Annotated in this window: 22 protein-coding genes; 14 read left to right on the top strand and 8 right to left on the bottom strand. The window is 72.2% G+C overall.

Going from position 1 to position 26038, the window contains the following annotated elements; genetic code table 11:
- Nucleotides 1-46: 46 nt before the first annotated feature.
- From ACRAS8_RS21590 to hutU, 3 genes are read right to left on the bottom strand one after another with little or no spacing between them, the layout of a single operon-like run.
- Nucleotides 47-1417, bottom strand: coding sequence for a formimidoylglutamate deiminase (locus ACRAS8_RS21590; protein WP_438487637.1), 1371 nt, complete (start codon nt 1415-1417; stop codon nt 47-49).
- Nucleotides 1408-2649 (bottom strand): allantoate amidohydrolase, encoded by a 1242-nt coding sequence (locus ACRAS8_RS21585; RefSeq protein WP_438490561.1) that lies wholly within the window; start codon nt 2647-2649, stop codon nt 1408-1410. The genes ACRAS8_RS21590 and ACRAS8_RS21585 overlap by 10 nt, the downstream gene beginning before the upstream one ends.
- A 29-nt stretch (nt 2650-2678) precedes the next feature.
- Nucleotides 2679-4349: a urocanate hydratase gene (gene hutU, locus ACRAS8_RS21580; protein WP_438487636.1), complete on the bottom strand. Its 1671-nt coding sequence runs from the start codon at nt 4347-4349 to the stop codon at nt 2679-2681.
- 237 nt (nt 4350-4586) lie between these two features.
- Between hutU and ACRAS8_RS21575 the strand changes: the two genes are divergently transcribed.
- From ACRAS8_RS21575 to ACRAS8_RS21555, 5 genes are all read left to right on the top strand, one after another.
- Nucleotides 4587-5108, top strand: a complete 522-nt coding sequence (locus tag ACRAS8_RS21575; RefSeq protein ID WP_438487635.1) for a hypothetical protein — start codon at nt 4587-4589, stop codon at nt 5106-5108.
- Entirely contained in the window at nt 5105-5449 is a 345-nt protein-coding gene (locus ACRAS8_RS21570) for a transcriptional regulator (protein WP_438487634.1), read from the top strand. Before ACRAS8_RS21575 ends, ACRAS8_RS21570 begins: the two co-directional genes overlap by 4 nt.
- Complete coding sequence (locus ACRAS8_RS21565; RefSeq protein ID WP_438487633.1) at nt 5446-6420, top strand: ABC transporter ATP-binding protein; 975 nt, start codon at nt 5446-5448, stop codon at nt 6418-6420. The genes ACRAS8_RS21570 and ACRAS8_RS21565 overlap by 4 nt, the downstream gene beginning before the upstream one ends.
- A gap of 11 nt (nt 6421-6431) precedes the next feature.
- Complete coding sequence (locus tag ACRAS8_RS21560; protein ID WP_438487632.1) at nt 6432-7397, top strand: ABC transporter permease; 966 nt, start codon at nt 6432-6434, stop codon at nt 7395-7397.
- 339 nt (nt 7398-7736) lie between these two features.
- Entirely contained in the window at nt 7737-9071 is a 1335-nt protein-coding gene (locus ACRAS8_RS21555; protein ID WP_438487631.1) for a diaminopimelate decarboxylase, read from the top strand.
- A gap of 92 nt (nt 9072-9163) precedes the next feature.
- Here ACRAS8_RS21555 and ACRAS8_RS21550 read toward each other — a convergent pair whose 3' ends face one another.
- Nucleotides 9164-10132, bottom strand: coding sequence for a MurR/RpiR family transcriptional regulator (locus ACRAS8_RS21550; RefSeq protein ID WP_438487630.1), 969 nt, complete (start codon nt 10130-10132; stop codon nt 9164-9166).
- Between the two features lie 258 nt (nt 10133-10390).
- On the opposite strand from ACRAS8_RS21550, the gene ACRAS8_RS21545 reads away from it, so the two are divergent.
- The 3 genes from ACRAS8_RS21545 to ACRAS8_RS21535 are packed head-to-tail and all read left to right on the top strand — an operon-like array spanning nt 10391 to nt 12929.
- Nucleotides 10391-11860 (top strand): purine-cytosine permease family protein, encoded by a 1470-nt coding sequence (locus tag ACRAS8_RS21545; RefSeq protein WP_438490560.1) that lies wholly within the window; start codon nt 10391-10393, stop codon nt 11858-11860.
- Nucleotides 11861-11901: 41 nt separating this feature from the next.
- Nucleotides 11902-12315 carry a hypothetical protein gene (locus tag ACRAS8_RS21540; RefSeq protein WP_438487629.1) on the top strand — a complete coding sequence of 138 codons (414 nt, stop codon included), beginning with the start codon at nt 11902-11904 and terminating at the stop codon, nt 12313-12315.
- A 38-nt stretch (nt 12316-12353) separates the two neighbouring features.
- Nucleotides 12354-12929, top strand: coding sequence for an IS5 family transposase (locus ACRAS8_RS21535; RefSeq protein ID WP_438487628.1), 576 nt, complete (start codon nt 12354-12356; stop codon nt 12927-12929).
- A 109-nt stretch (nt 12930-13038) separates the two neighbouring features.
- Here ACRAS8_RS21535 and ACRAS8_RS21530 read toward each other — a convergent pair whose 3' ends face one another.
- Both ACRAS8_RS21530 and ACRAS8_RS21525 read right to left on the bottom strand, forming a co-directional pair.
- Nucleotides 13039-13746, bottom strand: a complete 708-nt coding sequence (locus ACRAS8_RS21530; RefSeq protein WP_438487627.1) for a carbon-nitrogen hydrolase family protein — start codon at nt 13744-13746, stop codon at nt 13039-13041.
- A gap of 431 nt (nt 13747-14177) precedes the next feature.
- A complete protein-coding gene (locus tag ACRAS8_RS21525) occupies nt 14178-15569 on the bottom strand; it encodes a cystathionine beta-synthase (RefSeq protein WP_438487626.1) in 1392 nt (463 codons plus the stop codon).
- Nucleotides 15570-15794: 225 nt separating this feature from the next.
- Here ACRAS8_RS21525 and ACRAS8_RS21520 point away from each other — a divergent pair, with 225 nt between their 5' ends.
- The 3 genes from ACRAS8_RS21520 (at nt 15795) to ACRAS8_RS21510 (ending at nt 19835) form a co-directional block, all read left to right on the top strand.
- Nucleotides 15795-16823: an SGNH/GDSL hydrolase family protein gene (locus tag ACRAS8_RS21520; protein ID WP_438487625.1), complete on the top strand. Its 1029-nt coding sequence runs from the start codon at nt 15795-15797 to the stop codon at nt 16821-16823.
- 333 nt (nt 16824-17156) lie between these two features.
- The gene (locus ACRAS8_RS21515) at nt 17157-18377 is read left to right on the top strand and encodes an acetyl-CoA C-acetyltransferase (RefSeq protein WP_438487624.1); all 1221 of its coding nucleotides are present in this window, start codon (nt 17157-17159) and stop codon (nt 18375-18377) included.
- Nucleotides 18378-18830: 453 nt separating this feature from the next.
- Complete coding sequence (locus ACRAS8_RS21510; RefSeq protein ID WP_438487623.1) at nt 18831-19835, top strand: hypothetical protein; 1005 nt, start codon at nt 18831-18833, stop codon at nt 19833-19835.
- Here ACRAS8_RS21510 and ACRAS8_RS21505 read toward each other — a convergent pair.
- Nucleotides 19799-20191: a hypothetical protein gene (locus tag ACRAS8_RS21505; protein ID WP_438487622.1), complete on the bottom strand. Its 393-nt coding sequence runs from the start codon at nt 20189-20191 to the stop codon at nt 19799-19801. The two genes, ACRAS8_RS21510 and ACRAS8_RS21505, sit on opposite strands and share 37 nt — an antisense overlap.
- A 106-nt stretch (nt 20192-20297) precedes the next feature.
- Between ACRAS8_RS21505 and ACRAS8_RS21500 the strand changes: the two genes are divergently transcribed.
- Complete coding sequence (locus ACRAS8_RS21500) at nt 20298-20525, top strand: DUF4287 domain-containing protein (RefSeq protein ID WP_438487621.1); 228 nt, start codon at nt 20298-20300, stop codon at nt 20523-20525.
- A gap of 94 nt (nt 20526-20619) precedes the next feature.
- Here ACRAS8_RS21500 and ACRAS8_RS21495 read toward each other — a convergent pair whose 3' ends face one another.
- The gene (locus tag ACRAS8_RS21495; RefSeq protein ID WP_438487620.1) at nt 20620-21453 is read right to left on the bottom strand and encodes a Bax inhibitor-1/YccA family protein; all 834 of its coding nucleotides are present in this window, start codon (nt 21451-21453) and stop codon (nt 20620-20622) included.
- Nucleotides 21454-22010: 557 nt separating this feature from the next.
- On the opposite strand from ACRAS8_RS21495, the gene ACRAS8_RS21490 reads away from it, so the two are divergent.
- Together ACRAS8_RS21490 and ACRAS8_RS21485 are read left to right on the top strand one after the other, a co-directional pair.
- The gene (locus ACRAS8_RS21490; protein WP_438490559.1) at nt 22011-24860 is read left to right on the top strand and encodes a bifunctional glycosyltransferase/CDP-glycerol:glycerophosphate glycerophosphotransferase; all 2850 of its coding nucleotides are present in this window, start codon (nt 22011-22013) and stop codon (nt 24858-24860) included.
- Nucleotides 24860-26029 (top strand): glycosyltransferase family 4 protein, encoded by a 1170-nt coding sequence (locus ACRAS8_RS21485; protein WP_438487619.1) that lies wholly within the window; start codon nt 24860-24862, stop codon nt 26027-26029. Before ACRAS8_RS21490 ends, ACRAS8_RS21485 begins: the two co-directional genes overlap by 1 nt.
- The last annotated feature ends 9 nt before the right edge of the window (nt 26030-26038 follow it).

Genomic DNA, 26038 nt, shown 5'->3' with positions numbered 1-26038 from the left:
TTCGTCCGCGGGCGGCGCGGGCCGGATGTGGGGAGGGCGGGGATGGTCAGCCGCGCACTGCGGCGATGGCGTCGGCGAGGGCGGTGGGCACGTCGGGCACGCCGGTGTGCGTCCCTTCGCGGACGATCTGCCGGCCGGCCACGATGGTGTGCCGCACATCCGCCGCGGTGGCGGCGAATACGGCCGTCTCGGCGCCCAGCCGGGGCAGCGGTCCGGCGGTGCGTACGGAGTCCAGCCGGATCGTGGTGAGGTCGGCGAGGGCGCCCGGTGCGAGGGTGCCGGCGTCGTCCCAGCCGAGGGCGGCGTGCCCGTCGGCGGTGGCGGCGCGCAGCAGGGCGGCGGCCGTCCAGTGGCCCCGGGTGCGGGTGCGCAGCCGCTCGTTCAGCTCCATGGCGCGGGCCTCTTCGAGCAGGTCGACGACGGCGTGGCTGTCGCTGCCGAGGGAGAGCGGGCTGCCCTGCTCCTGGAGCGCCACGGCCGGGCCGATGCCGTCGGCGAGGTCCCGTTCGGTGGTGGGGCACATGCAGACGCCGGTGGTGCTGCCGCCGAGCAGCGCGATGTCCTGGTCGGTGAGGTGGGTGGCGTGCACGGCCGTGGTGCGCGGGCCCAGCACGCCGTGTTCGGCCAGCAGCTGGGTGGGGGTGCGGCCGTGGGCGGCCCGGCAGGCGTCGTTCTCGGCGGTCTGCTCGGAGAGGTGGACGTGCAGCGGCGCCTCCCGCCGCCGGGCCCAGTCGGCGACGGTGCCCAACTCCCCGGCGGGGACGGCGCGTACGGAGTGGACGGCGGCGCCGATCCGGGCGTGCTCGGAGCCCTTGAGGGCGTCGGCGCGCTCCGCCCAGGCGTCCGCGGTGCCGTCGGAGAAGCGCAGCTGGTGCCGGTTGGGCGGGTCGCCGAAGCCGGCGGAGAGGTAGGCGGTGTCGAGGAGGGTGATCCGGATGCCGGCGTCGGCGGCGGCCGCGAGCAGCGCCCGGCCCATCGCGTTGGGGTCGTCGTAGCGGGTGCCGCCGGGCGCGTGGTGGAGGTAGTGGAACTCCCCGACGCAGGTGATGCCGGCGAGCGCCATCTCGGCGTAGACGGCGCGGGCGAGCGCGTAGTAGCTGTCCGGGGTGAGCCGTTCGGCGACGCCGTACATCACCTCGCGCCAGGTCCAGAAAGTGCCGCTGCCGACCTGGACGGTGCCGCGCAGCGCGCGGTGGAAGGCATGCGAGTGGGCGTTGGCGAGGCCCGGGATCGTCAGCCCGTACAGCGCCTCGGCCCCCGGCGGCGGTGCGGGCACCCCCTGGCGGACGGCCGTGATCCGCCCGTCCGCCACCTCCACGGCCACGCCCGGCTCGACGTGCGCGCCGAGCCAGGCGTGTTCGAGCCAGTACGTCGTCGTGGTGGTCTGTGTCGGTGTTGCCTGCGGCGTCAGCGGCACGCCAGCCCCTCCAGTACGTCGGCGAGTGCGGTGACCCCGGCGACGCAGTCGTCCTCGGTGGCCGCTTCGGCGGGCGAGTGCGAGACACCGGTGGGGTTGCGGACGAACAGCATGGCCGTGGGGACGGTCGCGGACAAAATACCCGCGTCGTGTCCGGCGCCGGTGCCCAGGACCGGCACGGGCCGTTCGCCCTCCTTGGCGAGGAGGGCGCCCAGTTCGTCCCGCAGGGCGTGCTGGAACTCCACGACGGGCGTGAAGGATTCGCGGACGACGTCCAGGTCGACGCCGTCGCGGGCGGCCCGCTCGGCGGCGGCCCGCTCGATCCCGGCGATCACGGTGTCCAGGGTGTCCTGGCCCGCCGCGCGGGCGTCCAGCCAGCCGCGGACGAGCGAGGGGATGGCGTTGACGCCGTTCGGTTCGACGCTGACCTTCCCGAAGGTGGCCAGGGCGCCGGCCAGCCGGGCCTGCTCGCGGGCGGCGAGCACGGTCGCGGCGTAGGAGAGCATCGGGTCGCGGCGGTCCTCCAGGCGGGTGGTGCCGGCGTGGTTGGCCTCGCCGCGGAAGTCGAACCGCCAGCGGCCGTGCGGCCAGATCGCGGAGGCGATGCCGACCGGGGCGCCGGACCCCGCGGCGGAGCCGCTGTCGTACAGAGCCAGGGCGCGGCCCTGCTCGACGTGGAGTTCGACGAACGCGCCGATGGCGGCGAGCCGTTCAGGGTCGGGGCCGATCGTGTCGGGGTCGTGGCCGGCGCGCTCCATGGCCTGCGGGAGGGTGACGCCGTCGCCGTCCCGGAGGCGGTGCGCGGCCTCGGGGGTCAGCGCGCCGGCGGCGAGCCGGGAGCCGACGCAGGCGAGTCCGAAGCGGGCGCCCTCCTCGTCGCCGAAGTTGACGATGGCCAGCGGCTTGGTGAACTCCGTTCCGCGCCCGCGCAGTTCGTCGAGCGCGGCGAAGGAGGAGACCACGCCGAGCGGGCCGTCGAAGGCGCCGCCGTCGGGGACGGAGTCCAGGTGCGAGCCGGTGACGACGGCCTCGCCGGGGGCCACGTCCTGGTAGGTGGCGGCGCCGAGCCAGGCCCACTGGTTGCCGTTGCGGTCGACTTCGTAGGACAGGCCGCGGGCTTCGGCCTGGGCACGGAACCACGCGCGGCAGTCGGTGTCCGCGGCGGTCCAGGCGAAGCGGCGGTAGCCCCCGGAGGAGGAGTCGCGGCCGAGCGGCCGCAGCTCCTCCCACATCGCGTGGAAGGAGCTCGGCACAGGGGGTGTCACGCGCGCTCGCCCTCGCCCTCGCGCATCGGGATGCGGACGCCGCGTTCGGCGGCCACTTCCTCGGCGCGTTCGTAGCCGGCGTCGACGTGCCGGATGACGCCCATGCCGGGGTCGTTGGTGAGGACCCGGCGGATCTTCTCGCCGGCCAGCGGGGTGCCGTCGGCGACCGTGACCTGCCCGGCGTGGATCGAGCGGCCCATGCCGACGCCGCCGCCGTGGTGCAGCGAGACCCAGGAGGCGCCGGAGGCGACGTTGACCATGGCGTTGAGCAGCGGCCAGTCGGCGATCGCGTCGGAGCCGTCCTTCATGGCCTCGGTCTCGCGGTAGGGGGAGGCGACGGAGCCGCAGTCGAGGTGGTCGCGGCCGATGGCCAGGGGTGCCTTCAGGGTGCCGTCGGCGACCATCTCGTTGAACCGCTCGCCGGCCTTGTCGCGTTCGCCGTAGCCGAGCCAGCAGATCCGGGCGGGCAGGCCCTGGAAGTGGACGCGTTCGCCGGCCAGTTTGATCCAGCGGGCCAGCGACTCGTTCTCGGGGAAGAGGTCGAGGATGGCGCGGTCGGTGGCCGCGATGTCGGCCGGGTCGCCGGAGAGCGCCGCCCAGCGGAACGGGCCCTTGCCCTCGGCGAAGAGCGGCCGGATGTAGGCGGGGACGAAGCCGGGGAAGGCGAACGCGCGCTGGTATCCGGCGAGTTGCGCCTCGCCGCGGATGGAGTTGCCGTAGTCGAAGACCTCGGCGCCGGCGTCCATGAAGCCGACCATGGCCTCGACGTGCCGGGCCATGGACTCGCGGGCGCGCCGGGTGAAGTCGGCGGGCTTCTCGGCCGCGTAGGCCGCCATGTCGGCGAAGTCGATGCCGACGGGCAGGTAGGACAGCGGGTCGTGGGCGCTGGTCTGGTCGGTGACGATGTCGATCGGGGCGCCGTCGGCGAGCATCTGCGGCAGGAGTTCCGCGGCGTTGCCGAGGAGTCCGATGGAGAGCGGTTTGCGCTGGTCGCGGGCCTCGACGGCGAGCTGGAGGGCGTGCTGGAGGCTGTCCGCCCGCACGTCCAGGTAGCGGTGTTCGATGCGGCGCTCGATGGCGCGCGGGTCGCAGTCGACGCAGATCGCGACGCCGTCGTTCATGGTGACGGCGAGCGGCTGGGCGCCGCCCATGCCGCCGAGTCCGGCGGTGAGGGTGATGGTGCCGGCCAGCGATCCGCCGAACTTCCTGGCCGCGACCGCCGCGAAGGTCTCGTAGGTGCCCTGGAGGATGCCCTGGGTGCCGATGTAGATCCACGAGCCGGCGGTCATCTGGCCGTACATGGTGAGGCCGAGGGCCTCCAGGCGGCGGAACTCCTCCCAGTTGGCCCAGTCGCCGACGAGGTTGGAGTTGGCGATCAGGACGCGCGGGGCCCATTCGTGGGTCTGCATCACGCCGACCGGCCTGCCGGACTGGACGAGCATCGTCTCGTCCTGCTTGAGCGTGGTCAGGGTGCGCACCATCGCGTCGAAGGAGCGCCAGTCACGGGCGGCCTTGCCGGTGCCGCCGTAGACGACGAGCTGGTCCGGGTGCTCGGCCACCTCCGGATCGAGGTTGTTCTGCAGCATGCGCAGTGCGGCTTCCTGCTGCCATCCCCGTGCGCTCAGCTCCGTACCGCGCGGTGCCCGCACGGGTCGCGGTCCCGACATGGGCCGTGCCTCCCTGACTCCTGAATGGATTGACCTATTCACAGTCTTGCGCTCGTGAATACCGCTAGTCAACAGGGCGCGGCGGGCGGTTTCCCCAGCCCGGATTTTTCGACTTGCCGGGCGGGAAAGCCGAGTGCTAGCTTTCCTGGTGGGAAAGTTGAACGGGGCGCCGCCGGCGGGCCCGTTCCGTCCGTCCGACACGGACAGTCCGACACGTCTAACGGGGAGGCGAAGGACATGACGACAACGGTGGATGCCGAGCGGGCCTGGCAGGATCTCCAGCGGATCCGGGTCCCGCAGGAGCGGGTGTACGACGAGGTCGAGCGGCGCGCGGAAGCCGACCGGAGATCGACGTATCTGACGGCCGGCATCATGTGGCTCTTCCTCGCCAGCCACGGCCTCAAGCTCCCGCACTGGGGCGAGATCCTGATCCTCGCCGCCTATGTCGGCGTCCTGACCGCCCTGGCCGTGGTCTACAGCCGACGGTCCCGGGTGCGGCTGCACCGCTCGCGGTACACCTGGCGCAGCCTCGCCACCTTCCTCGCGGGCGCGGTCCTCAGCGGCGGCACGATCCTGCTCACCGGCTTCCTGGCCAAGTGGCTGGCCCTGCCCTACGGCAGCCTGATCCAGGCCACCCTCTCCGCCGGCGCCTTCGTGCTCTTCGTCGGGCCGGCCAACCGCTGGGCGGTCAGCCCGCTCCGGAGCCGCGGGCTGGGCGAACGCCCCCTGAGAACCGTCCATGAGGAGGTCCGCCCATGAGCACTCCCTCGGGCTTCGACGAACTGATCCACCCGTCCACCCGGCTGTCGGTCGTGGCCCTACTCGCCGCCACGGAATGGGCTGACTTCGCGTTCATCCGCGACAGTCTCTCGCTCAGCGACTCCGCGCTCTCCAAGCAGCTCCACACGCTGGAGGAGGCCGGATACCTGGAGATCCGCAAGGAGGGCGGCGGCCGCAAGCGGCGCACCAAGGTGCGGCTGACGGCCCGCGGCCGCACCGCCTTCGAAGGCCATGTCGCCGCGCTCCGCGCCATCGTCGAGGGCGCGGGCCCCACCGCGGCCCACGCGACGCCCCCACAGCACGCGGAGGCCGGCCGATGACCACCACCGCACGTCCGGAGACCAGCACGATGACCACCACACCCACCGCCCCGGCCGGCGCCCCGCCGGTCGTCGAGACCCGCGGCCTGCGGATGTCGTACGGCAGCCGCGACGTCCTGCGCGGCGTCGACCTGGACATCCGGCGCGGCGAGATCTTCGCCCTGCTCGGGCCCAACGGCGCCGGGAAGACCACCACCGTCGAGATCCTGGAGGGCTTCCGGGAGCGCTCCGCCGGCGAGGTGCGCGTCCTCGGGGCCGACCCGGCGCGCGCCGACGACGCCTGGCGCGGCCGGGTCGGACTGGTCCTGCAGTCCTGGCGGGACCACCGCCGCTGGCAGGTCGCCGAGCTGCTGACGCACTTCGCGACGTACTACGCCGACCCGCGCGACCCGGCCGAGCTGCTGGAGCTGGTCGGCCTCACCCAGCAGGCGCGGCAGCGGGTCGACCAGCTCTCCGGCGGCCAGCGCCGGCGGGTGGACGTCGCGCTCGGCATCGTCGGCCGCCCCGAACTCCTCTTCCTGGACGAGCCCACCACCGGCTTCGACCCCGAGGCGCGCCGCGACTTCCACGACCTGGTCGAGCGCCTGGCCCGCGAGGAGGGCGTCACGATCCTGCTGACCACGCACGACCTGGCCGAGGCCGAGCGGCTGGCCGACCGGATAGCGATGCTGGTGGACGGCCGGATCCGGGCCTGCGGCACCCCGACCGAGCTCGCCCGGCGGGCCGCCGCGCAGGCCGAGGTCCGCTGGACGGCGGCCGACGGCGGCCCGCGCCGCGAGCACACCGCGGACCCGTCCGGTCTGGTCTGGGAGCTCCACCGCGAGGCGGCCGGGCCGATCGCGGATCTGGAGGTGCGCCGGCCGACGCTGGAGGACACCTATCTGCACATGGTGCACCGGCGGGGCCAGGTCGACGACGAACAGCACGCCGGCTTCCCGGCCGGCAGCGCGACGGGGGAGGCAGCAGCATGAGGGGGACGGACATGACGACGGCGACCGACACCGGTCCGGGCACGACCACGGCGGCGCAGGAGCACGGCACGGCGGGACGGGGCCGCGGCGCGGCCGGCGGCGGCCGGGGCGGTGCCGTCCCCGGGCGGCTCCGCCCCTGGCAGGCGGGGGTGCGGCGCGGCGGCATAGAAGTCCGCCATCTGCTGCGCAACCGCAAGGAGTTGATGGGCTATGTCACCAACATCGTGGTGGCCCTGGGGCTCGCCGGCTTCATCAGCGACGACGTGCCCGGCACCAAGATCCCGATGGCACAGCTGACCCTCGCCGGCTTCTCCGCCTATCTGCTGTTCCAGATCGGCCTGATCAGCCTCCCGCAGATCCTGGTGACCGAGCGGGAGGAGGGCACCCTGCTGCGGCTGCGGGCCACCCCCGGCGGCATACCGGCGTATCTCATCGCCAAGTCGCTGCTGATCGTGGTCATGGCGCTGGCCACCCTGGTGGTCCTGCTGGGCGCCGCCGCAGTACTGGTGAACGGCCCGCTGCCGCACAGCCCGGCCGGCTGGCTGACGCTGCTGTGGGTCACCGCCCTGGGCCTGCTCGCCGTCGTCCCGCTGGGCGCGGCGATCGGCGCGGTGCTCCCCAACCCGCGCGAGGCCCTGGCGATGCTCATGCTGCCCGCGATGGCGCTGCTGATCACGTCGGGTGCGATGTTCCCGATATCCAAGATGCCGGTGGTGGTCCAGAACATCGCCTCGGTCTTCCCGCTGCGGTGGATGGCGCAGGGCCTGCGCGCGGCCCTGCTGCCGGACGCCGCCCGCGCCGCGGAATTGAGCGGCTCCTGGCAGCTGCCGACGGTCGCCCTCGTCCTGGTCGCCTGGGCCGTCCTGGGCTTCCTGCTGGCGGTCCCGCTCCTGCGCCGCACCGCCCGCCGCGAATCCGGCTCCCGCCTGACCGCCCGCCAGCACAAGGCCCAACTCAACGGGGCGCCGGCGGCGTAGGGACGAAGGGGGCGAGCGCGGGCGGTCTGACGGGTACGGGGAGAGCTGGGCGGCCCGGGGCCCACAGGCTCCGGCTGGGCGCCGGGGCATGTGGGCCGGCGCCCGGCTCGGGAACCGGCGCCCGCCCCGCTGACGCAGGCCCCGGTCCAGTGCCGGCGCGCGAAGCCGGGGCCGTTCGCCGCTTCGACGCCGGGGCCGTTCGCCGCTTCAGGGCCGCGAGGCCCCGGGACGGCCGGGACGGCCGGTGGCACAGAATCCGCACAACATGCGCACCGGATAGCCGCTGACCTCCCGCTTCGTCCGTGGCGCGAGGCCACCGCCGGATGATGAAGTTGAGCCATGACCTTCACGGACCGAGACCGTGCCGTTCAGGCCGCCCTCGCGCAGGGGCTGATCGGCTCCCGGCAGCCGGTTGCCGGGCTGCTGGACGTCGCCGGCATCCGCCGCTCTGCGGCCGAACTCCGCGCCGCCTTCGAGGAGTTCGCCGCCCCGGGCACCCAGGTGCTGCACGCGTTCGCGGTGAAGGCCGCCTCGCTGGTGCCCGTGCTGCGGCTGCTGGCACAGGAGGGCATCGGCTGCGAGGTCGCCAGCCCCGGCGAGCTGGCACTGGCCCGGGCCGCCGGCGTCCCGGCCCGGAGCACCGTGCTGGACTCCCCCGCCAAGACCCTCCCCGAGCTCCGCGAGGCACTGGCCCTGGGCATCGCCGTCAACGTCGACAACCATGAGGAACTCTCCCGTATCGACCGGATGATGGCCTCGGCCCCGTCCACCGCCCCGATCGGGCTGCGGGTCAACCCGCAGATCGGCGGCGGCAGCATCGGCGCGATGAGCACCGCCACCGACACCTCCAAGTTCGGGATCCCGCTGCGCGACCCGGGCGCCCGCGAGTGGGTCGTCCGGGCCTGCCTCGACCGCCCGTGGCTGACCCGGCTGCACGCCCACGTCGGCTCCCAGGGCATGCCGCTGGAGCGGATGGCGGAGGGCGTCCGGACGCTCCACGACCTCGCCGAGGAGATCAACGAGCAGGCCGGCGGCCGCCGGATCACCACCCTCGACATCGGCGGCGGCCTGCCCGTCAACTTCTCCTCGGACACCGTCACCCCGACCTACCGCGAGTACGCCGCGGTGCTCCGCTCGGCGGTCCCCGGACTGTTCTCCGGGCGGTACGGCCTGGTCACCGAGTTCGGACGGTCACTGCTGGCCAAGCACGGCATGGTCCTGGCCCGCGTCGAGTACGCGAAGTGGGCCGGCGGCCGGCCGATCGCCCTCACCCACGCCGGGGCGCAGGTCGCCACCCGCACGGTCTTCGCGCCGGCGTCCTGGCCGATCCGGGTGGCGGCGTACGACACCGCCGGCCGCCCCAAGACCGGGGCACCGGTCCCGCAGGACATCGCCGGCCCCTGCTGCTTCGCCGGCGACCTGGTCGCCGAGAACCGCCCGCTGCCCCTTCTGGAGTCCGGCGACCACGTCGCCCTCCTGGACACCGGTGCGTACTATTTCTCCACCCACTTCGCCTACAACTCCCTCCCCCGTCCCGGCGTTTACGGCTACGCCCCGGGCGCCGACGGCACGTTCGCCTTCGCGACCATCCGCACCCCGCAGACCCTGGAGGAACTCACCGCGGAAAGCGGCGCCGAACACGCCGACGCCCTGCGAAAGCTGGCCTTGGGCTGACAGACGGCGCCCCGTCAGGACCGGAGACGGCCTCGCCGGACGCACACCCACCCCGAGGCGCCGCCCCCACCCCGAGGCACCCACCCCCGCCCTCACTCCGCGAACAGCCCCCGTTCCGCCGCCTTGGTGTCGAATTCCTCCAGGCGGGACTGGGCGTCGGGGAGGTCGTCGCACATCGCTTCCAGGAGGACGCGCCCCAGGAGCATCGGGGCGCAGGCGGTGTCGAAGGCCAGGCCGGTGCCGACCGGCGCCGGGAGGAGCAGGTCGGTGTGGTGGGCGACCGGGGCGAAGGCGCTGTCGGCGACGGTGACGACGGTGAGCCCGGCGGCGCGGGCGTAGGCGAGGGCGTCGATGACCTCGCGGGGGTGGCGGGGCAGGGCGAAGCAGAGGAGGGCGGTGGCGCCGGCACGGACCGCGGCGTCGATGCGGTCGGCGAGCATGGTGCCGCCCTCGTCGAGCAGCCGGACGTCGGGGTGCACCTTCCGGGCGAAGTACGCGAAGCCGGCGGCCTGGGCGGTGGCGGCGCGCAGGCCGAGCACCGGGAGCGGGCGGGAGGCGGCCAGGAGCCGGCCGGCCTCGGTGACCGGGCCGGGGTCGGCGAGGGCCTCGGCCAGGTGCCGGAGATTGTCGATCTCCGCCTGGACGGCCTGCTGGTACTCGTTCTGCGCGCCGGGGCCGCCGGGCTTCCCGGCGGGCGCGACGCCCCGCAGGTGGCGGCGGAGCGCCGGGTAGCCGTCGAAGCCGAGCGCGACGGCGAAGCGGGTGACGGACGGCTGGCTGACGCCGGCCAGTTCGGCCAGTTCGACGCTGGAGAGGAACGGCGCGTCGGCGGCCCGCCGCACCATGCAGTGGGCGATCCGGCGCTGGGTGGGCGTCAGCCGATGCCCCTCGAAGAGCCGCTGAAGGCGGGCGGCGGTCCCGGTCCCGGACCCCGTACCGGCCCCGGCCCCACCGCTGACGCCCACGCCGACGGCATCTCCGCCGCCCACCCCCACGCTCTCGTGGCTGTCCTCGTCGCATCCCTCGTCGCTGCGGACGCCGTTGTCCCCGACCCCGCTCATCGCCACTTCTTCCCGGCGCTCATCGCCTCTTCTTCCCGGCCCGGTCCGGGGCCTTGACGTCGGTGCACCGACTGTACGGAATTCCTCGGCGGCGGCGGTTCCGGGCCGCGTCGCGGAGACCGACCCCGGAGCCCCCCGCCGACAGCCGAATCGCCACCGACCTATTGACCTTCCATTCAGCGACCCTGATTCTGCATGGATTCATGCATGTGGATTCATGCATACAGTACGGCGGAAGAGGCGGCGCCCATGGCAGGCATGGCAGGCATGATCGAGCAGCACTCGATCGATGCCGTCCCCGACGACGAACGGCACGGCAGTCCGGTCAGCCAGTTCACCCTCTGGCTCGGCGCCAACCTCCAGATCACCGCCGTCGTCACCGGCGCGCTGGCCGTGGTCTTCGGCGCCCACGCCTTCTGGGCCCTGATCGGGCTGCTGCTGGGCAACCTCGCGGGCGGGGCGGTGATGGCCCTGCACTCCGCGCAGGGGCCGCGGCTCGGACTGCCGCAGATGATCACCTCGCGGGCGCAGTTCGGGGTGCGCGGGGCGGTGGTGCCGCTGGCGCTGGTCGTCGTGATGTACATCGGCTTCTTCGCCAGCGGCAGCGTGCTGGCCGGGCAGGCCGTGGGTGAGCTGACGCACCTGGGCGGGACGGCCGGGATCGTGCTGTTCGCCGCGGTCACCGCGCTCGCCGCGGCCGTCGGCTACCGCCTCATCCATCTGCTCGGCAAGGTCGCCGGCCTGGTCTGCGCACTGGCCTTCGTCTACCTCGGCATCCGGCTGCTGCAGCGCGCCGACCTCGCCGCGCTGCTGCACGACCGCGGCTTCGGGCTGCCGGTCTTCCTGCTCGCGGTCTCGCTCTCGGCCTCCTGGCAGCTGGCGTTCGGCCCGTACGTGGCGGACTACTCCCGCTATCTGCCGCGGCACACCTCGCCCCGGGCGACCTTCTGGTGGACGCTGGGCGGCTCGGTGCTGGGCGCGCAGTGGTCGATGACCTTCGGGGCGCTGGCGGCCGCCGCGGCCCCGGGTGCGTTCGTCGGCCACGAGGTGGGCTATGTCGTCGGGCTGGGCGGCACCGGACTGATCGCCTCGTTCCTCTACTTCGTCATCGCCCTCGGCAAGCTCACCATCAACATCCTCAACACCTACGGCGGCTTCATGTCGCTGGTCACCAGCGTCAGCGGTTTCCGCGGGGCGGGGACGCGTCCGGCCGAAGGCGGGGGACGGACTCTCTCGGCGCGCGGCCGGTCCGCGTACATCGCCGGGATCATGGTGGCCGGCACCGCCGTCGCCCTGCTGGGCAAGGACTCCTTCCTCACCTCCTTCAAGGACTTCCTGCTCTTCCTGCTGACGTTTTTCACGCCCTGGTCGGCGATCAACCTCGTCGACTACTACCTGGTCTCCAAGGAGCGCTACGACCTGCCGGCGCTCAGCGACCCGGCCGGCCGGTACGGCGCCTGGAACGTCCGTACGCTGACCGTCTACGCCGTCGGCGTGCTCGCCCAAATCCCGTTCCTGGCCACGGCGTTCTACACCGGACCGCTGGTCGGCCCGCTCGGCGGCGCCGACGTCTCCTGGCTGATCGGGCTGGCGGTGCCGGCCGTCCTCTACCGGCTCACCGCCCGCCGCGACCCCGCACACCCCGCGCACCCCGCGCACCCCGCGCACCCGGCGGAACCGGCACCACGGTCCGGCGAGGGCCGGGCGCCCGCCGGATCGGGGGGCTAGCCCTACCGCGCCGGCGCCGGCCGCGCCGTACGCTCGGCACCATGGCGACACACGACCCTGAGCTGAAGAAGGAACTCGACGCCACCCTCCAGACCGGCAAGGAGCTGGGGCCGGAGTACGAGTCGGAGCTGGTGGAGTCCTTCCTGGAGAAGCTCGACAAGAACGTCGACCGGCGGGTGCGCCGACAACTGGCCGAGCAGCAGATGCAGGTGGCGCGCGGGACACTGCCGCCGCGCCGGGCGAGCGCCGGCACCGAGTTCTGGCAGCGGTTCGCGATCGCCGTGGTCTCGCTGGTGCTGGCCGTCCCGCTGTCCGCGATCGCCGTGGCCAACGCCGGACTGGTCGGCCTGGCGGTGTGCTGGGCCGGCGTCGTCGGGGTCAACGCCATGCACAGCCTGGGGCTCCAGCGGCTGCTGTCGGACCGCCTCGCACGGCGCGAGGAGCACTGGGACTAGGCGGTGTCTCTTCGATCACGCAGCTCGTTGTTCTGGTCATGCTCAGCGGGGGGGATCTGACGGACGACGAGTGGGCGGTCCTGGAGCCGCTGCTGCCGGTGAGCAACAACCGGTGCGGCCGGTGGCGGGACCACCGCCAAGTGATCAACGGGATCATTCACCGTCTCAGCACTGGCGTGCAGCGGCGTGAGCTGCCTGAACGCTTCGGCCCCTGGCAGACGGTCCATAAGCGGCACGCACCGTGGTCGGCCGACGGCACCTGGGAAAGACTGCTCCAGCACGTCCAGGCCGTTGCCGACGCCGCGGGCGACATCGACTGGGATGTGAACGTCGACTCCACCTCTGTGCGGGCCCACCAGCACGCGGCGGGAGCCCCCAAGAACCCACCGCCTGTTCCTCCCAGATCCTCAAAAGGGGCGCCACGAAGATCAGTTCACGTGCACGCACACCTCACCCTGCGGCTCCTGCTGGAGGAGGCGGTGCGGCAGGCGAAGCCCTCGGCCGCTCCCGCGGGGGACCGACTACCAAGATCCATCTTGTCGCGGAGGGCTGTTGCCGCCCCGCAGGATCCGCTCCTACCTCCGCAAGCGCGGTATCCGGCACGTGATCCCTGAGAAGATCACAAGGCCGCCCGCCTGCGCCGAGGTTCACGCGGCGGCCGGCCCGCGGACTTCGACAAAGAGCGGTACAAAGCCCGCAACACGGTGGAGCGAGCCATCGGACCTATCCGACCTCGGCGGTGACCGCCATAGCCGTATCAGCGTCCGCTTCCGCCAGGAGGCCGCCGCCCGGAGCCCACAGCGCGGAACGGCCGCAGCCGGTCCAAGCACCCGCCGGGCCGACATGGTTGGCCAGTACGACGTACAGGTTCGAGTCCTTGGCGATGCCCGGATAGACCGTTGCCCGCTCCTCAACCCCGCCGCCCGTGCCGTACAGCGAGCTGGCCAGGTGTACCTGGCAACCGTCAGCAGCACCGCGGCCGGTCAGCTCGGAGAAGTGGTTGTCGTAGCACGTAGCCAGAGCGAAACGCAGCCCGCCGAGCTCGAATCGCCCGTCCCGCTGCCCCGCCGCAAATACGCTCTGCTCCTGCTCATACAGGTGTTGCTTCCGGTAGGTGGTGATCAACCTGCCGTCGGCCCCGTAGACCAGCGTCTCGATGGCAGGACGCTCCCCGCCCGTGGCCACCGCACAGTTGACGACGGTGGCGACACCGCACTCCCGGATCGCGTCCAGACGCGGATCGTCGGCGTCCACCCATAGGCCGGGATCGGCGCTCAAAGCTGCGAGCTCGTACCCGGTCAGCGCCAGTTCGGGGAACACCACCAGCGCGGCATCCTGCGCACGGGCCTCGCCAGCAAGGGCGACCATCTGTCGAACGTTGGAAGGTATGTCGGCCGGGACGCAGGTGAGCTGGGTCGTCGCGATCTTCATGCAGCTCAGCATGACAGGCAAAAGCCCCGTCGCTCATAGCGGGTACGACCGGACAACTGCATGATCGGAGAGACACAGCCTGGGGACGGTCGTGTCCGACGGCCATGGCCGGGCCCGCGGAAAGGCCCTGAGCCCGCCGGAAGAAGATGCTCGCGGGGACCGCCGCACCCCGGCCGGAGCCGGGGGCGGGACGACGGCGGTCCCCGCACGAGACGCGCGCCGGGTCAGGGCCGGTCGTCGCATCCTGGCGATCATGGAGTCCGGGAGCCGCTCCGGAGGTCCGTATCGCCTGCACACCAAGGTGCCGGAAAAGTGTTAAGCCCGTGCTGCGCGCACGTGACGCATACGTACATCTTGCGCCGACGAGCCGTTTCCTGACGGACACTTGACACCGCGCCGAGCACCTGACACCGCGCCCGACGCGGCGACGGCTACTTCCCGGCCCCGTGCGCCAGGTATGCCAGCAGGTCCTGACGGCTCACCACGCCCTTGGGCTTGCCCTCGACGAGCACGATCGCCGCGTCGGCGCCCTCCAGCACCGCCATCAGGTCGGCGACCGGCTCGCCCGAGCCGACCTGCGGCAGCGGCGGGCACATGTGCTTCTCCAGCGGGTCGGACAGCGAGGCGCGCTGGGTGAACAGCGCGTCCAGCAGCTCCCGTTCGACGACCGAGCCGACGACCTCGGCGGCCATCACGTCGGGATGCCCGGCGCCCGGCTTGACGATCGGCATCTGCGAGACGCCGTACTCGCGCAGCACCTCGATCGCCTCGCCGACGGTCTCCTCCGGGTGCATGTGGACGAGCGAGGGCAGCGCGCCGCCCTCCTTGTACCGGAGGACCTCGCCGACCCGGGCGGCGGTGCCGCCCTCCTCCAGGAAGCCGTAGTCGGCCATCCACTCGTCGTTGAAGATCTTCGAGAGGTAGCCGCGGCCGCTGTCGGGAAGCAGGATGACCATCACGTCGTCCGGCCCTAGCCGCTCGGCGACCCGCAGACCGGCCACCACGGCCATCCCACAGGAGCCGCCGACCAGCAGCCCCTCCTCCTTGGCCAGCCGCCGGGTCATCTGGAAGGCGTCCTTGTCGGAGACCGCCACGATCTCGTCGGCGACCGTGCGGTCGTAGGCGGTCGGCCAGAAGTCCTCGCCGACGCCCTCGATCAGGTACGGCCGGCCGGAGCCGCCGCTGTAGACGGAGCCCTCCGGGTCGGCGCCGACGACCCTGACCCGGCCCTCACTGACGTCCTTCAGATAGCGGCCGGTGCCGCTGATGGTGCCGCCGGTGCCGACGCCCGCCACGAAGTGGGTGATCCGCCCGTCGGTCTGCTCCCACAGCTCGGGACCGGTGGTCTCGTAGTGCGAGCGCGGGTTGTTGGGGTTGCTGTACTGGTCGGGCTTCCAGGCACCGGGCGTCTCGCGCACCAGCCGGTCGGAGACGTTGTAGTACGAGTCGGGGTGCTCGGGGTCCACCGCGGTCGGGCAGACCACCACCTCCGCACCGTAGGCCCGCAGCACGTTGATCTTGTCCGTCGACACCTTGTCGGGGCAGACGAAGATGCACTTGTAGCCCTTCTGCTGGGCCACGATCGCCAGCCCGACACCCGTGTTGCCGGACGTCGGCTCCACGATGGTGCCGCCCGGCTGCAACTCGCCCGACTCCTCGGCGGCCTCGATCATCCGCACCGCGATCCGGTCCTTGACCGATCCGCCGGGGTTGAAGTACTCGACCTTCACCAGGACGGTTGCCTGGATCCCTTGAGTGACGTTGTTGAGCCGCACGAGCGGGGTGTTGCCGACGAGCTCAATCATCGATTCGTAAAACTGCACGGTGGTCTCCGCGGTCGGGGGCACGCTCTCCTGCGCCCGTGCAGCCAGCCTATTGCCCTGGTGGAGCTGGGGCCCCCGGGTTCTCGTACGGCTTGATCGGGGCCCGGCGGTTGCGTTCCGGGCCGGAACGGGCACCTAACCAATGTAAGGAGTTCTTGTCCTTTCAAGAGCGCGTCGGGCCCCCGGGCCGCGGCGCGCCCGCGCTGCACGGGGAGGTGCCGGCCGATGGCGACGACGGTGTCCAGGGCGCGCGTAGCACGGCGGATCGCGACCGCGGCCGCGTTCGGCGGCGGCGGGATCGGGCTGCTGGGCGTGGCCGGGGTGGGGCTGCTGCTGACCGAGGTCCGGCTGGCCCGCCGCACGGTCGGCGGCTCCAGCGACATCCCGCCCTGCGCCGACGGCCGCTACGGCGCCGCCTTCGGCCACCGCACCGACCGGCCCCCGCTGCGGCTCGGCTTCCTCGGCGACTCCACCGCCGCCGGCCAGGGCGTCCACCGCCCCTCCCAGACGCCCGGCGCGCTGCTCGCCTCCGGCCTGGCCGCGCTCGCCGAACTCCCCGTCGACCTGCGCAACGTGGCGCTGCCCGGCGCCCGCTCCGACGACCTGCCCCGCCAGGTCGAGCTGCTGCTGGAGGACGGCGCGACCCCCGACCTGTGCGTCATCATGATCGGCGCCAACGACGTCACCCGCCGGCTGCCGCCCGCGGAGTCGGTGCGGCACCTGTCCGAGGCGGTACGGGTGCTGCGCGCGGCGGGCTGCGAGGTCGTCGTCGGCACCTGTCCCGACCTGGGCACCATCGAGCCCGTCTACCAGCCGCTGCGCTGGGTGGCCCGCCGGCTCTCCCGGCAGCTGGCGGCCGCGCAGACCATCGGCGTGGTCGAGAACGGCGGCCGGACGGTGTCGCTGGGCGCGCTGCTCGGCCCGGAGTTCGAGGCGCGGCCGCGGGAGCTGTTCGGTCCGGACAACTACCACCCGTCGGCGGAGGGTTACGCCACCGCCGCGATGGCGGTGTTCCCGACGCTGTGCGCGGCGCTGGGGCTGTGGCCCGAGGAGGAGCGGCCGGAGCCGGCCCGGCGCGAGGGCCTGCTCCCCGTCGAGCAGGCCGCGGCCCGGGCGGCCTCCGAGGGCGGCACGGAGGTCGCCGCCTCCCGCGCCCCGTGGGCCCTGCTCAAGCACCGCCGCCGGCGCCAGCTGCCGACCCCGGAGGATGCCCCGGAGGAGACCCCGGAGGACCGGCCGTCGGTCACGGGCTAGCCAGGGCGCACGCCCGGGGGGCGCCGCCGGCGCGGCCCGGCCTCGTACGCCAGGGGCGCGCGGACACCCCCGCATGCCCCCCGGCATGCCCCCTGCATGCCCCCTGCATGCCCTCGCGGGAATACCCGCCCCGCCCCTCCCGTTGCCGCCATCAGCACCCCCATAAGCGCTCGCTTAGAAAAGAGGCCCGCATCACAGCGCGCACCCCGTGACCTCTCGCCCTACGTGCAGGTAACTTCCCAGACGGTCCGCCCTGTTCCGCCGTCCGCCGCCCGGCCACCGCCGCGCGACGGGCCGCCGGGACGCAGCACCCACTCACCCCTTGGAGCCGTGATGCCCGAAGCCGTGATCGTCTCAGCCGCCCGCTCCCCGATCGGCCGCGCCTTCAAGGGCTCCCTCAAGGACCTGCGCCCCGACGACCTCACCGCGACGATCATCCAGGCGGCCCTCGCCAAGGTTCCCGAGCTGGACCCGACCGAGATCGACGACCTGATGCTCGGCTGCGGTCTGCCCGGCGGCGAGCAGGGCCACAACCTCGGCCGCATCGTGGCCGTCCAGATGGGGATGGACCACCTCCCGGGCTGCACCATCACCCGCTACTGCTCCTCCTCCCTCCAGACGACCCGGATGGCACTGCACGCCATCAAGGCCGGCGAGGGCGACGTCTTCCTCTCGGCGGGCGTCGAGACGGTCTCGCGCAGCGTCAAGGGCACCTCCGACGGCCTGCCGGAGACCCACAACCCGCTCTTCGCGGACGCCGAGGCGCGCACCGCGGCCCGCGCCGAGCAGGAGGGCGCCGACTGGCACGACCCGCGCGAGGACGGCCTGCTGCCGGACGCGTACATCGCGATGGGCCAGACCGCGGAGAACCTCGCCCGCCTCAAGGGCATCACCCGCCAGGACATGGACGAGTTCGGCGTCCGGTCCCAGAACCTCGCCGAGCAGGCCATCAAGAACGGCTTCTGGGAGCGGGAGATCACCCCGGTCACGCTGCCCGACGGCACGGTCGTCGCCAAGGACGACGGCCCGCGCGCCGGCGTCACCCTGGAGGGCGTGCAGGGCCTGAAGCCGGTGTTCCGCCCCGACGGCCTGGTCACCGCGGGCAACTGCTGCCCGCTCAACGACGGCGCCGCGGCGCTGGTGATCATGTCCGACACCAAGGCCCGCGAGCTGGGCCTGACCCCGCTGGCCCGGATCGTCTCCACCGGCGTCTCCGGCCTGTCCCCCGAGATCATGGGGTACGGCCCGGTGGAGGCCAGCAAGCAGGCCCTCCAGCGCGCCGGTCTGTCGGTCTCCGACATCGACCTGGTCGAGATCAACGAGGCGTTCGCCGCCCAGGTGATCCCCTCCTACCGCGACCTGGGCATCGACCTGGACCGGCTGAACGTCAACGGCGGCGCGATCGCCGTCGGCCACCCCTTCGGCATGACCGGCGCCCGGATCACCACCACCCTGATCAACTCCCTCCAGTGGCACGACAAGCAGTTCGGCCTGGAGACCATGTGCGTGGGCGGCGGCCAGGGCATGGCGATGGTCATCGAGCGACTGAGCTGAGCCGCAGCGGGCTCGGGGCGGCCGAGTCGGCCGCTCGCGCGGCGCCCGGAGGGTGCGTGGGGACAAAACGGGGCAACTCCCGTTCCCCGCGCACCCTTCGCCGCCGTTCGAACACGGAACGCGACGGCACGTGACCTGGGCCACTCGGTGACAAGATCGCGACCCAATCGCGCCCAGGATTGTGACCAACATCCCTGGGCGGCAGCGTTCTTGCAGCTCAACCCGGGGCCACCCCACCCCAGGAGGCCCCGGGTACACCCCATTTCAGGACATACCCCCCTGCGAACGGTCGCCGACGTCGGTCACGCTGTTGTAGGAAGTCGGAGAACAATCTGCTATCGGGAGTACGCCGGTGACCGGTCCGCGACAGGGTGTGCGTATGCCCGGAAGTGAGCGAACCACCGAGAGGTGCGCGCCTCGCGTCCGCGAGGCCGAGCGAAGCGAGGTTTCGGCATGACTGTCACCACCCTCGTCCTGCTGCTGACCGCTGCGGTCGCCGTGGTGCTGGGCGCCGTCGCCCTGTGCACCGCCCGTGCGCTGCGCCGCCAGATCACCGCGCTGCACGACGAGCTCGTCGCCGCCCGCGCCGATGCCACGGCCCGCGCCGAGGCCCTGCAGGCGGCCGCCGCGACGGTCCCCGCCGCCCGCGCGGTCCCGGCCGTCGAGGCGACCCCGCTCGCGGACATACGCGCCGCCGTCGCGGAGGCGCTCGCCGAGGAGCGGGAACGGGAGCTGGCCGAGGCGCGCGCCTTCTGGGCCGCGCAGGAGGCCCGGGACTCCCTGAACGGGACGGACGCCCCGTCGCTCTCCGGCCCGCTGCCCGGCCTGGGCGACAACGGCCCGCTCGACGGCCGCGAGGGGCGGCGGGAGCCCACCGAGCGGCTGGACCTGGACCGGTTCGACAGCCGGCCGTTCGTGCCGCGCCAGGCGGACCTGGCCGGGCTGGAGTCGCTGCTGGGCCCGGAGGCCCTGGAGCCGCTGCCCGCGCTGGAGTCGGTGGAGGCACTGGAGTCCGTCGAGGCACTGGAGGCCCTGGACGCGCCGGAGTTCGAGCCGGCGGAGCCCAACGAGCCGGCCGAGTCCGCCGAGCTGGCCGCCGCCCGCCGGCGCCACCCCTCGCACCCGGACTTCTCCCCCGCCCCGGCCGTCGCCGACCACGAGCGCACGGTGGCGCGCCTGGCGGAGCTGGCCCGTGAGGCCACCCCGCTGTCCGACGTCCGCCCGGGCCCGCTGGGCACCCTCGACGTGTACGTCTTCGCCGACGGCACCACGCTCTGCCTGACGCCGGGCCACCGGGAGACCGCCGAGAGCCTGGCCGGCGCGCTGCGGGACGGTCATGCGCCGGTGCTGCTGGGCGGCTCGGGCATCTCCGGCGCCTATGCGCTGACGTTCTCCTGGGGCGAGCGCCGCGACGAGAGCGTCTACATCCTCGCCGACCGGGTCATCGCCTCGCTCTGAGCCGCCTCCCGGACCCGGCGCACGGCCTCCGCCAGTTCCCCGGCGGGGGCCGCTTTCGCGTCAGCTTCCGCGCCGGCCGCACCGCCCGCCGGCCCGCCCGCGGCGGCGGACCGCAGCGCCTCGACGAGATCGTGGCCGGCCACCGCGAGCTGGTCGCCGACCGCGAAGATCCCGGCGTCGGGGAGTTCCCGGGGCGGCTCCCCGGGCCGTTCGATGAGCTGTGCGCGGGCCGCCAACTCCCGTGCCAGCGCCAGCCCTTCGGCCGCGGCGCCGCGCCGCAGGGCGCTCTGCGGCAGGGCCCTGAGGCGATCGGCGAGCGCGTCCACGGCGGTCTGCAAAGGCGTCACGTCAAGCACGGCGCGAGCCTAAGCGCAACACACGGGTGGTTGCCAACGGCGGAAGCCTCAGGCACGGTGAGCGGAAGAACGGAAGAACCAGCATCGACCGCGTCCGGAGGCGCCGATGTCCTTGTCCTTCTCGGAAGAAACCCACCGGAACCTTCTCTCCCGTATCCCGCACTGCACCGGGCGGGAGATCTCCGAATGGCTCCGCACCGTCGACGAGGGCCCCGCCCTCGTCCGCTTCGACGAAAAGGTCAGCTGGCTGCGCGGCGCGCACAACCTCTCCTACGGCTATGCCAAGGCGATCGTCCACGAACACGGTCTCCGGCGCGCCGCCCGCAAGTTCTGACCCGGATCCCGAAGGAGTCCTCGCACGCGCGCGAGGGGCCCGCGGGCGGTCGCCCACGGGCCCCTCGTCAGCTGTGCGGGGTGTCCCCCGCGCGTCAGTCGCGCAGGATCGAGATCAGCCGCAGCATCTCCCAGTAGATCCACACCAGGGTCGTGGTCAGGCCGAAGGCGGCCAGCCAGGACTCCTCGCGCGGCGCGCCGTAGGCGACGCCGTCCTCGACCTGCTTGAAGTCCATGGCGAGGAAGAGCGCGCCGAGCACCACGCCCACGATGCCGAAGACGATGCCCAGGCCGCCGCTGCGGAAGCCGAGGCCGTCACCGCCGGCGAAGACCATGAACAGCACGTTGACCAGCGACAGCAGCAGGAAGCCGAGCGCCGCGATCATCACGAAGCGGGTGAAGCGCGCGGTGACCCGGACGATCCGGGTCTTGTAGGCGACGAGCATGGCGACGAACACCGCCATCGTGCCCAGCACCGCCTGCATGGGGGCGCCGTTCATCTTCGGCAGGTCGTTGATGAAGCCGCTGAGCGCGCCGAGGAAGACGCCCTCCAGGGCCGCGTAGCCCAGGATCAGCGCCGGGACCGGCTTGCGCTTGAAGGACTGGACGAAGCCGAGCACCGTCGCGGCCAGGCCGGCGCCGAGGGCGAAGGCGAGGTGGCCGGTCAGGAACAGCCAGCCGACGGTGGCGCCGGCGATGACCGTACCGAGCGTCAGGCCCGTGCGCGTGACGACGTCGTCCATCGTCATGGGCCGGGTCTGCGGGGTGTACTGCGGCGCCTCGGTGGCGTACGGGTTGGTTCCGGCGTACGGGTTCGCTCCGGCGTATGCGGCTGCGGGGCCCCCGGCCTGCGGCGGCGCATTGAAGTCCGCATAGCCGGCACCGCGGCTGAACCCCCGTCGCGAGAAGACCGGGTTGCTGCTCCTCATCTCACTCCTCCATGGCCGCCCTGCGCGGCCTTGACGGCAAGCGTAATGGCTTGGCAAAGACGCGTCTCTCGTCCTTGGGCAGGATCTTCCCCCGCTCCGGGGCGGAGGACGTCCTCTGGAAGGAGGACGTTCGGGGGAGTGCGGAGGTGCCCGGCGGACGGTCCGGGAGCCGGATCGCGCCGTGTTCGTCACCTCTGCCTCTGTGTCATGTGCCACTCCGCGGGCCGGCCCGCGGACGGTGCGGGCCACCAGATAGTCCGGACAAAATCCGGGTAATCGATCTTTTCCCGCCGCCGTCGAACGGGCATTTCCCCGCCCCGTCAACTCCGGGACCCCGGGGTCACCGGCATGATCCGAATCCGATAAATGTCTGATCGAGCCGCACCCCCGCAACCGATTGACCGGAGGCGTCGTCATACTGGCTAGCCGGTACCTGCCCTTCAGCGGACAGCGCCCCGTCACCAGGTGTAGCGGTTCCGGTGCGGGTGGTCGTAAACCCCCTGTGCAGATGGGGCTATTCTGGCCGGAAACAGCAGCGAAAGAGGGTTGAGGTGCCTGTGCCTGACGTCTCAGTAGTCGTCATTGTCTACAACGACGCCGACCGGTTGCCGACCGCGGTCCAGTCCGTACTGGATCAGACACTCCGGGACGTCGAGGTGGTGATCGTCGACGATTGCAGCACCGACCGTTCTTTCGAGGTCGCGCAGGCGCTCGCGGCCACCCACCCGGAGCGCGTCAGAGCCTTCCAGCTGCCGGAGAACAGCGGCGCCGGCGGAGAGCCGAGGAACCTCGGCATTCAGCACACCCGCGGACAGTACGTCATGTTCCTGGACAGCGACGACGTCCTGGAGCACAACGCCTGCCGCAATTTGCTGGAGGCCGCCGAGGAAACCCGGGCGGACATCGTCTCGGGCCTGTGTGTCCGAATCCACAGGGACACCCGGAACCAGAAGCGCGACGAGTGGTACGCCTGGCTCTATTCCACGACCCGCACCCTCGAATCGGTCACGGAATTGCCGGACCTTTTCGTTTGGGACACCCTCTCCACCAACAAGTGCTATCGCCGCGAATTCCTCATCGAGAATAATCTCCGCTTCCCCAAGGGGATGTTCTACGAGGACCTGATGTTCATCGCCGACGCCTATCTCGCGGCGAACCGCATCACCCTGATTCCCAATCAGGTCTACTTCTGGAACGTCTTCGAGAAGGCCGCCGTGAAGTCGGTGACGAACCGGCGGCACGAGATGACCAATTACATCCACCGGCTGGAGGTCCACCGGCGGATCGACGCCGCACTGGCCGAGCGCGGGCTCACCGAGATGAAGCTCGCCAAGGACGTCAAGTTCCTCAAGCACGACCTGGTGCTCCACCTGCGGGACCTGCCGTTCCGCGACGAGGCGTACCGCCAGGAGTTCGCCGAGCTCTCCCGGGAGTACCTCGCCGGCCTCGCACCCGAGGCGTACGAGCGGGTCCTGCCGATACAGGCCATCTGCGCCTACCTGCTCCAGAAGGGCGACTGGGACAACCTCATCCCGGCGGTCGACACCCTCATCAACCGCACCAAGCTCTCCTCGCCGCTCGCCCAGCACGACGGCCGGATCTACTGGTGCGACGGCCACTTCGACGACGCGTTCGGCCGCCAGGTGCTGGACGTCACCGAGCTCGGCTACCACGAGAAGCCGGTCAACCAGCTGTTCCTGCGCAACCAGCTCACCCGGTTCTCCGAGGCGGGCAGCACCGTCTCGCTGGCCGGCCGGATCACCAACCCGCTCGGGGTGATCCCCGAGGGCGCCACGCTCCGCGGCGCGCTGGAGTTCAGCGCCCGCCGCCGCAGCCTGCAGTCCTTCACCTTCCCGGTGCAGACGGTGCGCCACGACGGCGACGGTGTGGTGTGGGAGACCTCCGCCGACCTCACCGCGCAGCTGCGCCCGCTGGGCATCGTCGACACCATCTGGGACGTCCGGCTGCGCCTGGACGTCGACGGGGTGCCCACCACCTCCCGGCTCACGGTGGCCGACACCGAACTGGCCGGCGGCCCGCTGCCGATCCGGCCGCGGCTGACCCGGATGGTCGCCGACCACATCGAGCCGCACGTCTCCTCCAAGGGGCACCTGGCGTTCCGCCTGATCAGCGAGAGCCCCAACGCCGAGCGCGTACAGGGCCTGATCACCAAGGGCATGCACGGCAAGCCGGGGGCGCTGGCCAAGACCGGCTACCGCAAGGCCAAGGCGCTGCGCAAGACGCTCACCTCCGGGGACACCAAGCTGCGGGCGTACCACGAGGTGTTCAGCCGGCTGCCGATCAAGAAGCGCACGGTGGTCTTCGAGAGCCACCTGGGCAAGCAGTACAGCGACAGCCCGCGCGCGATCTACGAGGAGATGCGCCGGCAGGGCCTTCAGTTCGAGGCGATCTGGTCGTACGCCGGGTCCCCGAAGGACTTCCCCAAGGACGCCACCCTGGTCAAGCGCTGGTCGCTGCAGTACCTCAAGGCGCTGGCGCAGGCCGAGTTCTGGGTGGACAACCAGAGCTACCCGCTGAAGCTGACCAAGCGCCCCGAGACCACCTACATCCAGACCTGGCACGGCTCGGCGCTGAAGAACATGGGCTTCGACCAGCCCACGCTCAAGGCGCAGACCCGCCGGCAGCAGGCCGAGCAGCAGCAGTCGCTGGACCGCTTCGACCGTTTCCTGTGCCGCACCGAGCACGATGCGCGGACGCTGGCCAAGGCGTTCCGGCTGAAGGAGAAGACCCTGCTGCGGGTGGGCTACCCGCGCAACGACGCGCTGGTGCGGGCCCGGCGGCGGGAGGCCGAGCTGGGCCACCGGGAGCGCGGTCCGCTCGCGGCGGAGCTGGGCATCCCCGCGGACAAGAAGGTGCTGCTGTACGCGCCGACGTTCCGCAAGGCGGGCGGGCGCCACGGCCGGTTCGCGCTCCCCTTCGACGTGGAGCGCTTCGCCGACGAGTTCGGCGACCGCTACGTCCTGCTGGTCCGCTCGCACTACCTCAACCACGTGGTGCTGCCGCCGACCGTGCAGGGCCGGGTGATCGACGTCTCGGCGCGGCACGACATCACCCCGATCCTGGAGCTGGCCGACGGCCTGGTCACGGATTATTCGTCGGTGATGTTCGACTACGCGCTGCTCGACCGGCCGCTGATGTTCTTCACCTACGACTACGACGAATATGTGCACGAGGGCCGCGGCACGTACTTCGATCTGCTGGAACACGCCCCGGGGCCGGTGGTGCGCACCGAGGACGATTTCCTCGAGGCCATGCGGTCTTTCGAGTCCCAGCAGCTGGAATACGCCAAGGACCGCGAGGAATTCGTCGCCAAGTTCGGGGAATACGACCAGGGCGACGCCGCTCAGAGCATCGTCGACCAGTTCTTTGCGCAGTGGAGCCGTTGATGACCAAGTCGAACGCAGCCGAGCCGCGGGACATCTTCTTCGTCTCCAACAGCGTCAACGAGCTGGGCGGCATCACCAGTTGGTCGCACCAGATGGCGCGCCTGTTCGCCGAGCGGGGCCACCGGGTGCACGTCGTCGGCATCGTGCCGCCCCCCGAGGGCCGGGTCCACGAGCTCGGCCCCGACCTGCCGTACGCGACCACCACGCTCTACGACGTGCACCCGCCGAGCGTCCGCCCGGTGCGCGGCCTGAAGGACCGGCTGAACGTCGTCGAGCAGCGGCGCCGGGCCGCCCGCGAGGCCGGGATGCACGAGCAGGCCGCCAAGATGAGCGCGCTGTTCCGGGCGGCCCGTCCGGGCGGCGTGGTGATCGTCACCCAGGTGTGGGCGATGGAGTGGGTGGCGCTGGCCGACACCGCCGGGCTGGCGGTCATCGGAATGAGCCACGAGTCGTTCGAGACCTGCCGCAAGTCGTCCCGGTTCGCCCGCGTCAAGCGGTTTTACCAGGACGTCGACCGGATGCTGCCGCTCACCCGGGAGGACGCGGACAAGTGGATCCGGCAGCGGATGGACAACGTCGGCTTCATGCCGAACCCGCTGCCGTTCTTCCCCGACGTCCCCTCGGACCGCTCCCGCAAGGTCGTGGCGAGCATCGGCCGGCTGCACGAGGAGAAGGGCGTCGACCTGCTCCTGGAGGCGTGGGCGAAGGTCGCGCCGCAGCACCCGGACTGGACGCTGCGGATCTACGGCTCCGGTGAGGAGGCCGAGGCGCTGCGCAAGCAGGCGGCCGAGCTGGGGGTGACGGATTCGGTCGAGTGGATGGGCCGGACCAGCGACGTCCCCGGGGCGCTGCGGGAGAGCGCGGTCTTCGCGCTGAGCTCGCGCGGCGAGGGCTTCCCGCTCGCGCCCATGGAGGCGATGGCCACCGCGGTGCCCTGTGTGGCCTTCGATGTGGCCCCGGGCGTCCGCGAGATCATCACGGACGGCACCGACGGCTTCCTGGCCCCGCCCGGCAACGTCACCGAATTCGCCCGCCATCTCGACACCCTGATGTCGGACGAGGAGCTGCGGAACCGGATGGGCGAGGCGGCCCGGGAGAACATCCAGCGGTTCTCCACCGACGAGATCGTCGGCCGCTGGGAGGCGTTGTTCGCGCTCGTGGAGCGCTGAGCCGACACC

It is taken from the genome of Streptomyces sp. S186 (assembly GCF_051603415.1).
GTDB lineage: Bacteria > Actinomycetota > Actinomycetes > Streptomycetales > Streptomycetaceae > Streptomyces.
Note: the sequence above shows the minus strand (reverse complement) of the source record. Positions and strands in the feature narration are given on the sequence as shown.